General features: G+C 63.0%; 15 protein-coding genes. 5 read left to right on the top strand and 10 right to left on the bottom strand.

Annotation, left to right across the window (positions count from 1 at the left end):
• The first annotated feature begins 73 nt into the window (after window positions 1–73).
• From KIP88_RS16640 to KIP88_RS16625, 4 genes are all read left to right on the top strand, one after another.
• On the top strand, window positions 74–991 hold the full coding sequence (locus KIP88_RS16640; RefSeq protein ID WP_214489006.1) for an aldo/keto reductase: 918 nt from the start codon (window positions 74–76) through the stop codon (window positions 989–991).
• Window positions 991–1686, top strand: a complete 696-nt coding sequence (locus KIP88_RS16635; protein WP_214489005.1) for a DUF6064 family protein — start codon at window positions 991–993, stop codon at window positions 1684–1686. Before KIP88_RS16640 ends, KIP88_RS16635 begins: the two co-directional genes overlap by 1 nt.
• A complete protein-coding gene (locus tag KIP88_RS16630; RefSeq protein ID WP_214489004.1) occupies window positions 1683–2201 on the top strand; it encodes a GNAT family N-acetyltransferase in 519 nt (172 codons plus the stop codon). The genes KIP88_RS16635 and KIP88_RS16630 overlap by 4 nt, the downstream gene beginning before the upstream one ends.
• Window positions 2202–2362: 161 nt before the next feature.
• Window positions 2363–2674 (top strand): putative quinol monooxygenase, encoded by a 312-nt coding sequence (locus tag KIP88_RS16625; RefSeq protein WP_214489003.1) that lies wholly within the window; start codon window positions 2363–2365, stop codon window positions 2672–2674.
• A gap of 170 nt (window positions 2675–2844) precedes the next feature.
• Here the strand turns inward: KIP88_RS16625 and KIP88_RS16620 are convergent, their stop codons facing one another.
• The 10 genes from KIP88_RS16620 to KIP88_RS16575 all read right to left on the bottom strand — a co-directional run bounded on the left by KIP88_RS16620 (window position 2845) and on the right by KIP88_RS16575 (window position 12343).
• Entirely contained in the window at window positions 2845–4503 is a 1659-nt protein-coding gene (locus KIP88_RS16620) for a methyl-accepting chemotaxis protein (RefSeq protein ID WP_214489002.1), read from the bottom strand.
• 30 nt (window positions 4504–4533) lie between these two features.
• Window positions 4534–4854, bottom strand: coding sequence for a plastocyanin/azurin family copper-binding protein (locus tag KIP88_RS16615; RefSeq protein WP_214489001.1), 321 nt, complete (start codon window positions 4852–4854; stop codon window positions 4534–4536).
• A gap of 30 nt (window positions 4855–4884) precedes the next feature.
• Window positions 4885–5970 (bottom strand): cytochrome-c peroxidase, encoded by a 1086-nt coding sequence (locus KIP88_RS16610; protein ID WP_214489000.1) that lies wholly within the window; start codon window positions 5968–5970, stop codon window positions 4885–4887.
• A 204-nt stretch (window positions 5971–6174) separates the two neighbouring features.
• On the bottom strand, window positions 6175–7461 hold the full coding sequence (locus KIP88_RS16605) for an RNA polymerase sigma factor (protein WP_214488999.1): 1287 nt from the start codon (window positions 7459–7461) through the stop codon (window positions 6175–6177).
• Between the two features lie 31 nt (window positions 7462–7492).
• A complete protein-coding gene (locus KIP88_RS16600; RefSeq protein WP_214488998.1) occupies window positions 7493–7891 on the bottom strand; it encodes a YciI family protein in 399 nt (132 codons plus the stop codon).
• A gap of 138 nt (window positions 7892–8029) precedes the next feature.
• Complete coding sequence (locus KIP88_RS16595; RefSeq protein ID WP_214488997.1) at window positions 8030–8731, bottom strand: AprI/Inh family metalloprotease inhibitor; 702 nt, start codon at window positions 8729–8731, stop codon at window positions 8030–8032.
• Complete coding sequence (locus tag KIP88_RS16590) at window positions 8731–9720, bottom strand: 2-hydroxyacid dehydrogenase (RefSeq protein WP_214488996.1); 990 nt, start codon at window positions 9718–9720, stop codon at window positions 8731–8733. The genes KIP88_RS16595 and KIP88_RS16590 overlap by 1 nt, the downstream gene beginning before the upstream one ends.
• Entirely contained in the window at window positions 9720–10508 is a 789-nt protein-coding gene (locus KIP88_RS16585) for an ABC transporter permease (RefSeq protein WP_214488995.1), read from the bottom strand. The genes KIP88_RS16590 and KIP88_RS16585 overlap by 1 nt, the downstream gene beginning before the upstream one ends.
• Entirely contained in the window at window positions 10505–11317 is an 813-nt protein-coding gene (locus KIP88_RS16580; protein ID WP_214488994.1) for an ABC transporter ATP-binding protein, read from the bottom strand. The genes KIP88_RS16585 and KIP88_RS16580 overlap by 4 nt, the downstream gene beginning before the upstream one ends.
• A 6-nt stretch (window positions 11318–11323) precedes the next feature.
• The gene (locus KIP88_RS16575) at window positions 11324–12343 is read right to left on the bottom strand and encodes an ABC transporter substrate-binding protein (RefSeq protein ID WP_214488993.1); all 1020 of its coding nucleotides are present in this window, start codon (window positions 12341–12343) and stop codon (window positions 11324–11326) included.
• A gap of 144 nt (window positions 12344–12487) precedes the next feature.
• Here KIP88_RS16575 and KIP88_RS16570 point away from each other — a divergent pair, with 144 nt between their 5' ends.
• Complete coding sequence (locus KIP88_RS16570) at window positions 12488–13297, top strand: creatininase family protein (RefSeq protein ID WP_214488992.1); 810 nt, start codon at window positions 12488–12490, stop codon at window positions 13295–13297.
• Window positions 13298–13362: the final 65 nt, after the last annotated feature.

Genomic DNA, 13362 nt, shown 5'->3' with positions numbered 1-13362 from the left:
TTGCTGGCGGCGGCGTTCCGTTACTCTGCGCCTTTTGCGCGGGAGTTTCCTCGCCGCGATGATGGAGCATCGGATGCGGACGACACGCCGAACGTTCGTGCGGGCCTCCCTGGCGACGGCCGCCGCGACACTCCTGCCAATCTCTCTGCGCGCCCAGGAGGGCCTGCCCGCCCGCCGCGCCATCCCCTCGACCCGCGAGGAGATACCGATCGTCGGACTGGGGACCTGGATCACCTTCAACGTCGGCAATGATCCGGTGCTCCGGGACGAATGCGCGCGTGTCATGGCCGCCTTCTTCGAGGCGGGCGGCCGCATGATCGACTCCTCCCCCATGTATGGCTCGTCGCAGCCGGTGATCGGCTACGGCCTGCAAAAGCTCGGGCGGCCCTCCGCGCTATTCTCGGCCGAAAAGGTCTGGACGTCCTCGGCAGCGGCAGGTCCGCCCCAGATCGAGCAATCGCGCCGCTTCTGGGGTGTGCCGAAGTTTGACCTCGTTCAGGTTCACAATCTCCTCGCCTGGAAAGCGCATCTGCAGACGCTGTTCCAGATGAAGGCGACCGGTGCAGTTCGTTATGTTGGAATCACCACGTCCGAAGGCCGCCGTCACGATCTCATCGAACAGATCATGCGGAACGAGCCGATCGACTTCGTGCAAATCTCCTACAACGTCGTGGATCGCGAAGTGGAGGCGCGGCTGCTGCCGCTGGCGTCGGAGCGCGGCATCGCCGTGATTGTGAACCGCCCATTCCGGCAGGGCGCGCTGACCCAGCGGCTCAAGAGCGAACCGCTGCCCAAATGGGCGGCTGAGCTCGGGGTGTCGAGCTGGGCGCAACTTATCCTGAAGTTCATCCTCTCTCACCCGGCCGTCACCGTCGCAATTCCGGCGACCACCCGCGTCGACCACGTGCGTGAAAACCTCGCCGCCGCTGCCGGCCCTATGCCTGATCTCGCCATGCGGCAGCGCATCTCGGCCCACGTGAAGGCGCTTTGATGTCGGAGTGGTGGACCTACCGCGCGGAGGATTTCCTGCTGTTTTCGCCGCGCGTCTACTGGCGCATGTTCGAATTGCACAATGCGGCGCTCTGGCCTCTGCATGTCCTGACGCTCGCCGCCGGCCTCATCATCATCCTGCTCGTCGCGCGGCGGCCGAAACCCTCGGCACGCTGGCTCGCACTCATCCTCGCGATCCCCTGGATCTTCGTCGGGTGGTCCTTCCTGTGGAATCGCTATGCGACCATCAACTGGGCTGCCGCCTATGTCGCGCCGGCTTTCGCCGTTGAAGGCGTGTTGCTGCTCGTCATCGGGTCGTTGCGCGATGGTCTCGCCTTCGACCGGCGCGGGCTTGCCGGTTGGACAGGATATCTCATCCTTGCCTTCGCACTCGCCGGACAGCCGTTGCTTGCGCCGCTCCAGGGACGCGGCTGGGCCTCGTCCGAGGTCTTTGGCATCGCGCCGGATCCGACCGCGATGGCGACGCTCGGCGTTCTGCTCCTCGCCCGCGGCAGGCTTTTGCCATTGCTGCTGCCGATCCCCGTTCTCTGGTGCCTCCTGAGTGGCCTAACCCTCCAGACCATGGAAGAGCCGCAAGCCTGGGCCCCTTATGCTGCGCTAGCGCTCGCTGCTGCAGCCTGGATCTGGACCATCATCCGGCGGACGGCCGATATCATGAAGGAAAACCGAACGTGAGCGCCGAAGTAACGATCCGACCGTTCCGGGAGGAAGACACATCTCACGTGCGCGAGCTGTTCATCATCGTCAACCGCCTGCTATCGCCGCCGCGTATGCGCGATGCCTTTGAAGCTTACATCGCCCGTTCACTGACCGACGAAATGGATCGCGTTGCTGCCTACTACGGCGAGCGGGGCGGCGGCTTTTGGGTGGCGCTGAGGGAGGAGAAAGTCGTCGGCATGTTCGGCCTTGAACCCGCAGCACCTGACGCCATGGAGCTGCGTCGCATGTATGTCGATCCGTCCGCCCGACGTGGCGGGATCGCCCGGTTGATGCTGCAATTTGCGGAAGATGAATGCCGTCGGCTTGACATGCGAAGACTTGAATTGAGCACGTCTGAACTGCAGCCGGCCGCGCTGGAACTGTATCGGCACGCGGGATATCGGTTGCTGAGCGAGGCCGTCGCCGAAGAAGCGAGCAACAAGACGTTGGGAGGTGGCATCCGTCGATATTATTTCGAAAAGGCCCTGTAGGACAAAATGGGCTCACCAACGCTTCATCTGTCGATGAGGTTCCGAACATCACGGATACGATACTTCGTCACGTATCGAAGCATCCATGTCATCGAAGCGGGCATGATGATCTTCAGTCGCCGACCGGAATCGAACCGGCGTCGGCTTCACAGGAGAGCATCATGGCAACCACCGACTATGCAAACCAGAACCTGATCGTCACCGCATTCTGGGAGGTCAACTCCGGAGAGGAAGGCGCGGTCGCAGCACTTCTGAAAGACTTTCTTCCGCAGGCGCAGCGCGAGCCGGGCGTCAAGGAGTTCCAGATCCACCAGAACGTCGCCAAGCCGCGGGAATTCTTCTTCTACGAGGTATTCGCGGGTGAAGCGGCCTTCGCCGAGCATCAGCAGACCGACCATTTCAAGAACATCATCGTCGGTCAGGCGATCCCGAGACTCGCCAGGCGCGAGCGGCAGCAATTCCGCTTCATCTGAGCTCACAGAACCGGACCGACGATGCAAGGGAGCCTGGCTCAACTCGTGTCCCGGACGCGGCGCAGCGCCTTTTGGCGGTGCACCGCAGAGCCGGGACCCCTGCAGCCTCTTGGGTCCCGGCTCTGCGGCGCGTCATTTCATGCCGCGCCGCGTCCGGGACACGAGTGGCGTCACGCCGCCACGTTCGAGAGGAAACGATCGACGGACGCGCGCAGGTCGGCGGCTTGATCCGACAGGTCTCGCGCGGTCGCCAGTACGAGGTCGGCGGAACGGTTGGTGTTCTCGGTCGCGGTGGCCGTTCCCGCAATGCTCCGGGCGACGCTTTCCGTTCCGGCGGCGGCGTGTCCGATACTCCTCGATATTTCGTTCGCCGCGGCGTTCTGCTGGCTGACGGCGTCGGCAATCGCCGCGGTGAAGCGATCGATTTCATCCATGATCGAAGCAATCGCGCCGACATTGTCGACCGCCTGCTTGGTCGCCGATTGCACCTCGGCGATCTGCGAGGAAATGTCTTCGGTCGCCTTCGCGGTCTGGGTGGCGAGCGCTTTCACTTCCGACGCGACCACGGCAAATCCCCGGCCGGCCTCGCCCGCACGCGCGGCTTCGATCGTGGCGTTGAGCGCCAGCAGATTGGTCTGGCCGGCAATATTGCGGATGAAGCCCACGACCTCATCGATATGCTGCGCGGAGCTGGCAAGGGCCCGAATCGTTTCGTTCGCCGTCCCGGCCATGCCGGAGGCGCGCTGCACGATCGTCGTAGCGTCATTGACCTGCGTCTTGATCGCCTGCACGGAAGCGCCGAGCTGGCTTGCAGCGGTTGCCACGGTCTGAACGTTGGCCGAGGTTTGGCCTGCGGTGGAAGCCGTTTCGACGGATTGCTTGCCGGCGGCGTGCGCGATTGAGGAAAGGGTTTGCGCAGTGTTCTTCAATTCGCCCGTCATCCGGTCGGTGTTGGCGAGAGCGGCGGTGAAGGTGGATCGGAAGGCTTCTATCTCGGCCTCGATGCGCTGCCGCCGGGTGACCTGTTGCGCATGGGTCACGTCCTTTGAGGACATCAGCGCGAGATCCTGATCGGCGCGGGCCTTCAGGCTCGCCTGCATGACGGCAAGCGACTTCAGAAGCCGGCCCAGTTCGTCACGCCGCCGGACTGCAATATCGTCGGTGAAATTGCCGGCCGCCACGCGTTCTGCAACCCGCACCGCAGCGGAGATCGGCTTGCTGAGTGAATAGGCAAAGGCCATTGCGATAATGATTCCGACGAGTGCGGTCCCGATGGCGATACTGAGCATGGCCGTGCGTGCTGCCGCGACCGATGCTTCCGCCTCGGTCCGGTAGTCGAAGCCATAGGCCGCCACCAGTTCCACGAGATCGTCGAGCGCCGCGACGGCCTCGTCGCCCTGCCGCGTCAGCAAGAAGGTCGTGGGGATCTCGGTCAGGCCGCCCGGCACCGGCTTGAGGATCTTCAGTCCAGCGTCCGACCAGCCGCGGAGGCTGGCTTCAGCCTTCTCCCGGGCGGTCTTCACGTTCGCACTCTGGACCCTGTCCCGGACCACGCTGAGATCTTCGGAGATGTTGCGAACCAGCTTTTCAAACCGGGCGACTGCTTCGCGCGTGGCCCCGTCGGTCAGGCTGCGCTGCATGACGAGACGCGCCTCGTTCAAGCCCGCATGCGCTGAGCGCGCGTGATTGATCCCCATCAGGGGACCGTCATAGAGGCGCACCACCTGATCGCCCGCCGTGGAGATACCTCGAATGCCGTAAAATGCGAGCCCACAGGCAAGCAGGACGACAACGCTGAAGGCGCCGAAAATCTTGTAGCGAATCGACATCACAAATCTCCGGCGCAGCCTTGGGCGCGACTAGTCCGTAACCTTCACCATCATCTTCATCCGCGGATGGATGGCGCAGATCACCTGCACGTCGCCCGTTTCCTTGAAGGTCACATCCGTCGACATGCCGGGCGCCTGCGAGCCGAGATTGAATTCGCTGCCCTTGGTGGCCGACATGACGTTGTGAGGAATGCTGTCGTCGTTCACAAAGGTCAGCGCGCCACCCTTCTTGATGGTGACGCTCTCGGAGGAGAATACCCGGCCCTGCTGATGGATCACCTGGTTGGCGGCGAGCGCGCCAGCGGACAGGCCGGAGAGAATGACGAGAGCGAACAGAATGGTCTTGTGCATGGGATATCCTTGGATCGGTTAAGGCTGAGATCAGCGGGGGAGGACCGGCACCGCGGTCGGACTGAGGTTGCTGGTCAGGGTTTTCATGAAGGTAACCAGATCGGATTTTTCCTGGGCGGTGAGGCCGAGCGGCTTCATCAGGTCGGAACGGCTCGGCCGGTCGACTCCGCCGTGATCATAATGTTCGACCACCGCTTCCAGCGTGGCGAGCGATCCATCGTGCATATAGGGGCTTCGGCGTTCAATTTCGCGCAAGCCAGGCGTCTTGAAAGCGTGCTGCATCTTGATCACGCCCGGCACGAATTCGCCACGGCCGATATCCTTGCTCGGCAGCCCGATGTCCTGGAAGCCGTCATTGGTGAAGTTCCAGCCCTCATGGCAGGCGGAACAGAGCCCCTTGCCGTTGAAGACGGCGAAGCCGCGCTTGGCTTCCTCGGAAATCGCCTTTTCATTTCCTTCGATCCAGGCATCGAACGGCGCACGCTCGGAGACCACAGTCCGTTCATAGGTCGCAATGGCCTTGGCGAGCGTCTTGGCACTCATCCCTTCGCCCGGAAACGCCGCAGCGAACAGCGGCTTGTATTCGGCGATGGATGTCAGCCGCGACATCAACTGCTCGAGCGGCATGTTCATCTCGCCCGGGGCCTGGATCGGACCGAGCGCCTGCTCTTCGAGGGTAGCCAGCCGGCCGTCCCACATGAATATCTCACCCCATGCAGCGTTGACGATGGTCGGCGAGTGCCGGCCGAGTTTTGCCATGCCGTGGCCGACGCCCACCGCCAGACCGTCGCCCCAGCCGAAGCCCGGGCTATGACAACTCGCGCAGGACTGCGCCATGGAGACCGAGAGCCGCGTATCGAAATAGAGCTGCTTGCCGAGCGCAGCCTTCTCCGGCGTGTAGGGATTTTCCTTCGGGAACGGGATCGTTGCCGGCCGCTTGTACTGCGTCTTCATCGCATCCATTCCGGGCGCGGCCTTCTGACCGAGATCGATGCGGCGGGTCTCACCGACGATAACCGCGCCGAGGCTGATGCTGGCAAAGCCGATCGCACCAAGACCGGCCGCAACAATGGCCGTTGCGAGCAAGGTTGATCGACGAGGGAAGAATCCCGACATGCCGCGTCCTCGAATGATGGTGCCAATGGCCGCTTGAAAAAATGCAGCACGAGGGCGAATGCGTAATTGTTGGCGTGACGATAATCGCCAATGGTTAATCACAGTGTTCGGAACGAATGCTTTGGATTCCGTAGTTCTACGAATCGAAAAAACACGGGTTCTTGCAGCGGAAACAGCAATCCCAACGTGCGCCGGGTGCGCCGCTCATTCAGAAATCAACGATCGATTTGCCGCATCGGCCGCGTCGATAGCGCGACGTTTCAACAACTCACGTTCGCGCTTGTTGGCTGCGAGCGTGGCTGCGATCTCGAACGCTGCGCGCGCTTCCGCGAAGCGGTCGAGCCTGAAAAGGAGATCTCCGCGAACGCTTGGCAAGAGGTGATAGTTCTTCAGTGCCGGCTCGCCCGCCAGTCCGTCGACGATCACGAGCGCCGCCGCCGGCCCCTCGCTCATACTCACTGCCACCGCGCGGTTGAGCTCGATAATCGGCGAACGCACCAGGCCCGATAGTTCGGCATAGAGCTTTGCGATGCGTAGCCAGTCCGTTTCGCCAGGTGTGGCAGCTCTGGCGTGACAGGCGACGATCGCCGCCTGCAGCACGTAGAAACCGCCTCCGCCGCCGAGTTCGTACGCCCGCGCCAGTGCCGATAACCCGCGGCGGATCTGAAGCCGGTCCCATCGCGCGCGGTTCTGGTCCATCAGGAGAATCGGATCGCCGGCCGCATCCGTGCGCGCCGCGGTGCGCGAGGCGTTCAGTTCCATCAGCGCGAGCAGGCCATGGGCTTCGGCTTCCCGCGGCGCGACCAGTGTCAGCACCCGGCCCATGCGCAGCGCATCGTTGCAAAGCTGCGGCCGCAGCCACTCGTCGCCGCGGGCGGCGGTGTAGCCTTCGTTGAAGATGAGGTAGACGACCTCCAGCACCGAGGCCAGCCGTTCGGAGAGTTCCTCGCCACGCGGCGTTTCGTAGGCGAGCCCGGATTCCGACAGCGTCCGCTTCGCGCGCACGATGCGCTGGGCAATGGTCGCCTCCGGCTGCAGGAAGGCGCGCGCGATCTCTTCCGTGGTCAGGCCGCAGATCATCCGGAGTGCGAGAGCAGCGCGCGCCTCACGTGACAGGCGCGGATGGCAGGCGGTGAAGATCAGCCGCAGCAATTCATCGCCGATATCGTCGTCCAGGCCGGCGTCCGGATCGGGCATCGCCTGCTGCTCCTGCTCCAGATCGCGTATCAGCATTTCGTGCTTGAGGGCGAGCATGCGGCGGCGGCGCAGGTCGTCGAGCGCGCGGCGTTTGGCTGACGCCATCAGCCACGCGCCGGGCCGTTCCGGCACGCCGGTAGTTGGCCAATGTTCGAGCGCCGCGAGCAGGGCTTCCTGCGTCAGGTCTTCCGCCAGCGTCACATCGCGCAACATCCGGGACAGGCCGGTGATCAGGCGCGGCTGCTCGATGCGCCAGACCGCCAGAATGGTGCGATTGATGTCGGCGGCCGTCATCGCCGCCGACTGCGCCTGACGAACGTCCAGATCATGCGTGGGCGCTTATGCCGACCTCGCAGGCGCCATCCACGCCCGGTGTCGCCAGCACGCGAACTTCGCAGGTGCCTTCCCAGCCCGGCATGTGCTCGAGGTGCAACTGCATGAACTCCTTCGCGGCGGCGACAGCCTCTTCCATGTCCCGGAGTTCGAAGATCGCGTAGCCGCCGATCAGCTCCTTGGTCTCGACAAAGGGCCCATCGATCACACCGAGCTTGCTGTTCGTTATCCTGACCTGTGCGCCGGCCATGGCAATCGGCATCAGGCCGCCGGTATCGAGCATGCGGCCGGCCTTGATCTCGCGGTCGGCCAGCTTGCCCATCGCCTCCATCAGCGCAGGCGTCGGGCCTTGGTCGGGCTGCGGCGAGGTAACGATATACATGAAGCGCATCGAAAGACTCCCGTTGAGGCGAGCCGCGGCGGGAATCGCCACAAACTGGCTCGCTATGGAAGACGACGAACGGGATGATGCCGGATCGACAGGGGTTCTGGAAATATTTCGAACCCAAGGCGCGGGTTCCCCGGGGGCCTATTGCCCCCGGATCATGATCAGGGGATCGGCCGCGTCAGGCACCCGCCGCCACTGCGCATTGTCATCGGCCTCGAACTGCCAGGTGTCGCCCTTGGCCGACAGCAGCAGCATCCGGCCGTGATCGAGCCGCCACTGGTTCGGCGCGAAAGCTGCGACTGTGGGATCGCATTTCGGCTTCAAAAACACCTGGAAATTATCGCCCGTCGCCTCGGTATTGGTCAGCGTCAGGCCGCAGATGGTCTGGCCATTGCCGCGAACCATCGACCAGTCGCCGATCATCTGGTCCATCGATTTGGCGAGCGAGCGGGCGGCGGCGAGGTTCTGCAGGATGTAGACGCCCTCACCGGTCCGCAGGCCTTCGAAGATGCCGCTCTCGACCTCGGTGAGGTCGATCACCGGCTGGCCCGCCGCATCCTGCAGCCGCACGATGTCCAGCCCCTTGATATTCCAGGCCGTGATGTCCTTGGTGAACGGCAACGCCTTGGCACAGCTGGGCTCAAGCTCGAGCTTCAGCCCCTGCGGCGTCGTATCGCTCTTCAGCGTGACGACACACGTCTTGCTGCGCTCGGTGGTGGCCAGCTCCCACTGCCCGATCATGTCCTTCTTCAGCGTCGAGGCATCCTGCGCCGCGACCGGCGGCGCAAGCGCCAGCAGCGCCGTCAGCGCTGCCGCCGTAATGCCCGAACGCCTGCGCAACATCAGCGCCCCTTCACCGGGGTTTCCGGAACAGGCGTCAACGGCGCCTTGCCGGCAAACCAGTTTTTCAGATTGTCGACGACAAGCTGATCCATGGCATTGCGCGTTACCACCGAAGCTGAGCCGATATGTGGCAACAGAACGACATTTTGCATGGCCTTCAGGTCGTCCGGAACGTTCGGCTCGTTGGCAAAGACGTCGAGCCCCGCCGCCAGGATGGTGCCGGATTTCAGCGCCGCGACCAGCGCCGGCTCGTCGACGACGGAGCCGCGCGCGACGTTGATCAAAACGCCGCGCGGACCGAGCGCCTTCAGCACGTCGGCATTGATCATCTTGGCGGTAGAGGCGCCGCCGGGCACGATGACGATCAGCGTGTCCACTGCTTTCGCCATTTCCATCAAGTCAGGATAGTGCTTGTAGGAGACGGCCGAGGACGGGTTGCGCGAGTGATAGGACACCGGCACAAGCGAGGCCTCTAACCGGCGTCCGATCGCCTGCCCGATGCGGCCCATGCCGACGATCCCGATCTTGCGATCGCGCAGCGAACCGACGCTGAGGGGATAGTTCTGCGCCTGCCACAACCCGGAGCGCAGGTAGCGGTCGGCCTTGACGAACTCGCGCAAGGTCGAAATCAGAAGCCCCATTGCGACGTCGGCGACTTCTTCGGTCAGCACGTCGGGCGTGTTGGTGACGACGATATTGTGCTCGCGCGCATAGGCGGAATCGACGTGGTCGTAGCCGACGCCGAAACTCGCGACCATTTCGAGTTTTGGAAACTGCGACAGCGCCTTCGCGTCGGCCGGCACCATGTGATAGGTCACCGCCATGCCGCGGATTTTCGCTATCGTTTCGGGCGTCAAGCGTTCGAGGTCGGCGCGGCTCTCCGCCATATGCAGGACGAACTGGTCCGAAAAGCCGTTTTCGAGGATCGGCCTGATCGGCCCATAGATCAGGAGGTCGATCTTTTCGGACGAAATATTCGCGGCAGCCATCAATTTTCCTTTCCAAGCGCGCTCTCATGCCAGCGCCGTAGTACCAGATGCGAAACTAGCGCCAGCAGCCCATAGATGACAATCCCGGCCACCGACAGCAACAGCAACGCCGCGAACATTCGGGGAATGTTGAGGCGATAGCCGGACTCGGCGATCCGGAACGCCAGCCCGGAGCCGGCGCCCGCGGTACCCGCCGCGATTTCGGCGACCACGGCGCCGATCAGCGACAGGCCGCCCGCGATCCGCAGGCCGCCGAGAATATACGGCAGCGCGGCCGGCAATTTCAGGTATCGCAGCGTCTGCAGCTTTGACGCGCCATAGAGCTGAAACAGCCCGGCCAGATTGCGGTCCACCGAATTCAGCCCAAGCGTGGTGTTGGACAGGACCGGAAAGAAACCGACGATCCAGGCACAGACGATGACCGCGGTCTGCTGCGGCAGATAGATCAGCAATAACGGCGCAATTGCGATCACCGGCGTGACCTGCAGGACCACCGCATAGGGAAACAGCGAATATTCCAGCCATTTCGACTGATTGAACAGCAGCGCCAGCGCAATACCGCCGACGGCCGCGGCGATAAAGCCTTCCAGCGTGGTGAGCAGGGTGACACCGAGCGATTCCGACAGTACCGGCCAGTCGCCGACGAGCGTCTGAAACACGACATAAGGGCTCGGCAGCACGTAAGGCTGGATGTCGTTGACGCGCACCACGAGTTCCCAGAAGCCCAGGCCCGCCGCCAGCACAACGACTGGCAGCAGCATCCGCCCGATATTCTGGAAGGAGCTCATGCGCTGCGCTGCCCCGAATAGGAGGGCGCGAGCGCGCTGGAGACCTCGCGGCAATAGCCGGCATATTCGGCCGAGGTGCGAAACTCCTCCCCGCGCGGCTCCCGCGTTTCGATACGAAATTCCCTGCTGATGCGGCCCGGCCGCGCCGTCATCACGGTCACCCGCTGCGACAGGTAGACCGACTCGAACACCGAATGGGTGACGAAGACGACGGTCTTGTGCAGCTTGCGCCACAGATCAAGCAGATCGTTGTTGAGCCGAAAGCGCGTGATCTCATCGAGCGCCGCGAACGGCTCGTCCAGCAAGAGAATATCCGGGTCGGTGACGAGCGCGCGCGCCAGCGAGACCCGCATCTTCATACCGCCGGACAATTCACGGGGGTACGCATCGGCAAATTCGGATAGGCCGACCTGCGCCAACGCGTCCTCGATGCGGCTGTCGGCATCAGTCGCCGGCGCATGCGAAAGTTTCAGCGGCAGGCGAACGTTTTCGCGCACGCTTGCCCACGGCATCAGGGTGGGTTCCTGAAACACAAAACCGATGGGATGCCGCCCATCCTTTTTGTTTGCGTGATGGGATACGTTCACCGTGCCCGCACTCGGTGCGCTGAGCCCCGCGATCAGCCGGAGCGCGGTCGACTTTCCGCAGCCGGAGGGTCCGAGCAACGAGACGAACTCGCCCTTTGCGACATCGAGATCGAGCGGCCCGAGCGCGGTCACGCGATTATCATAGATCTTGGTAACGGCGCGCAGACGCACCGCAAGGCCCGCCGCATCGAAATCCGTCTCGGACACAGCGGGGTCGGCCATCTCGCCTCAGTTCTTCGGCCGCAGATCGACACCGACGCCCTTGTTGACGAAGCGCAACGTATAGGCCTGGCGGTAATCGATATCGCGGCGAACCACGCCGGCCCGCACCATCTTGTCGAAGAAGCTCGCCACCCGCGCGTCGCTCATGGCGCCGATGCCGTCGCGCAAGGTATCGCCGGAATCGACGATGCCGTATTCCTTCATCTTGGCGGCGGAGTAGCTGAGCAGCTCGTCGGTCATTTCCGGGTTCATCTGCTTGATCATGGCATTGCCGGCCGAATTGTCGCCGTAGAGATAATTGTACCAGCCGATGGCGGAGGCATCGACGAAGCGCTGCACGAGGTCGGGTTTCTTGTCGATGATCTCGCGGCGGGTCTCGATCAGCGTCGAATAGGCGTTGAAGCCGTGATCGGCGAGCAGGATCACGCCGGGCTTGAAGCCCGCCGCCTTCTCGACGGCGTAGGGTTCGGAAGTGACGTAGCCTTGCATCGCGCTCTGCTTGTTGACGATGAAGGGCTGCGAATTGAAGGTGTAGGGTTTCACCTTGCTCTCGCTGAATCCGTATTCGGACTTCAGCCACTGGAAGTAGCTCGCGACGCCTTCCTTGGACACGAATAGCGTGAGCGGCTTGAGATCTTCGAGCTTGGTGAATTTGGTTTCCGGATGGGTCAGGAAAACCTGCGGATCCTTCTGGAAGATCGCAGCGACCGCGACCACCGGTACCTTGTTGGTGACCGCGTCGAACGATTGCAGCGTGTTGGCGGTCATGAAGAAATCGAGCTTGCCGGCGGTCAGCAGGATACGGTTGTTGGTGTTGGGTCCTCCCGGCACGATAGTGACGTCGAGGCCGTATTTCTTGTAGGTGCCGTCGGCAACCGCCTGGAAGAAGCCGCCATGCTCGGCCTCCGCCACCCAGTTGGTTCCAAACGACACCTTGTCGAGGGTCTGCGCGCGCGCCGGCATCAGCGCCGCAGCCAGCGCCAGAAGACCCGCGGTTAACGCTCGCGTCAAAAAGGCCGGGTTCATGGTTGGACTCCGTCGATCGTTCTGGCCCATGATGGGAGGCAATGGACGTGGATATCGTCCCACAGGTTTATCCAGGAATAGGATCAATTCCCGGAATATCTAGCAAACTACCCTGCAAATTCATCCAAAGAAACGCTTCGCTCGATGGCTTCAACTGTTCCGCCCCGCGACTGGACCGAGATCCGCTGGCCCGAAATCGCCAGCGCCGACGCCGCGCGCTGGATTGCGGTGCTGCCATTGGCGGCGACCGAGCAGCACGGCCCGCATCTGCCGCTGGAAACCGACGTCCTGATCGGCGAGGCCTATCTGGCGCGGGTGCGCGAGTTGTTGCCTGTAGCACTTCCCGTCACCTTTCTGCCGCTGCAGCCGGTCGGCATTTCCACCGAGCATATCGATTATCCGGGCACGCTGACGCTGCCGACCGATGTCGCATTGAAGGAGTGGATGGCGATCGGCGAGAGCGTCGCACGGTCCGGCATCCGCAAGCTGGTGATCGTGACGAGCCATGGCGGCAACAGCGCGGCGATGTCGCTGGTGGCGCAGGATCTGCGCGCGCATCACGGGCTTCTCGCGGTGACCACGAGCTGGTCGCGCTTCGGCGCGCCGGATGGATTGTTTTCCGCGGAAGAAATCCGTCACGGCATTCATGGCGGTGCGGTCGAGACTTCGATCATGCTGGCGCGCTATCCGCACACCGTGCGGAGCGAAGCGATCGCCGATTTTCATCCCGCCAGCATCGCGATGGAGCAGAAATTTCGCTGGCTCTCCGCACATCGGCCGGTGCCCTTCGCGTGGCAGACGCAGGATCTGCATGAAAGCGGCGCGGTCGGCGACGCCACCAAAGCCTCCGCCGAGAAGGGCGAACAACTGCTCGATCACGGCGCGCGCGCGTTCTGTGAATTGCTCGACGACGTCGACAAATTCGATCCGGAATTGTTTCTTCGTAAACCATGAAGCCCGGGATCTATCCCCGTAACCATCTGAAATACCGGAGAAATAAACGACGAAACCATATTTCC

Source organism: Bradyrhizobium sp. SRL28 (genome assembly GCF_018596315.1).
In the GTDB taxonomy this organism is placed as follows: Bacteria; Pseudomonadota; Alphaproteobacteria; order Rhizobiales; family Xanthobacteraceae; genus Bradyrhizobium.
The sequence above is the reverse complement of the archived record's forward strand: the minus strand, read 5'-3'. Positions and strand labels throughout refer to the sequence as shown.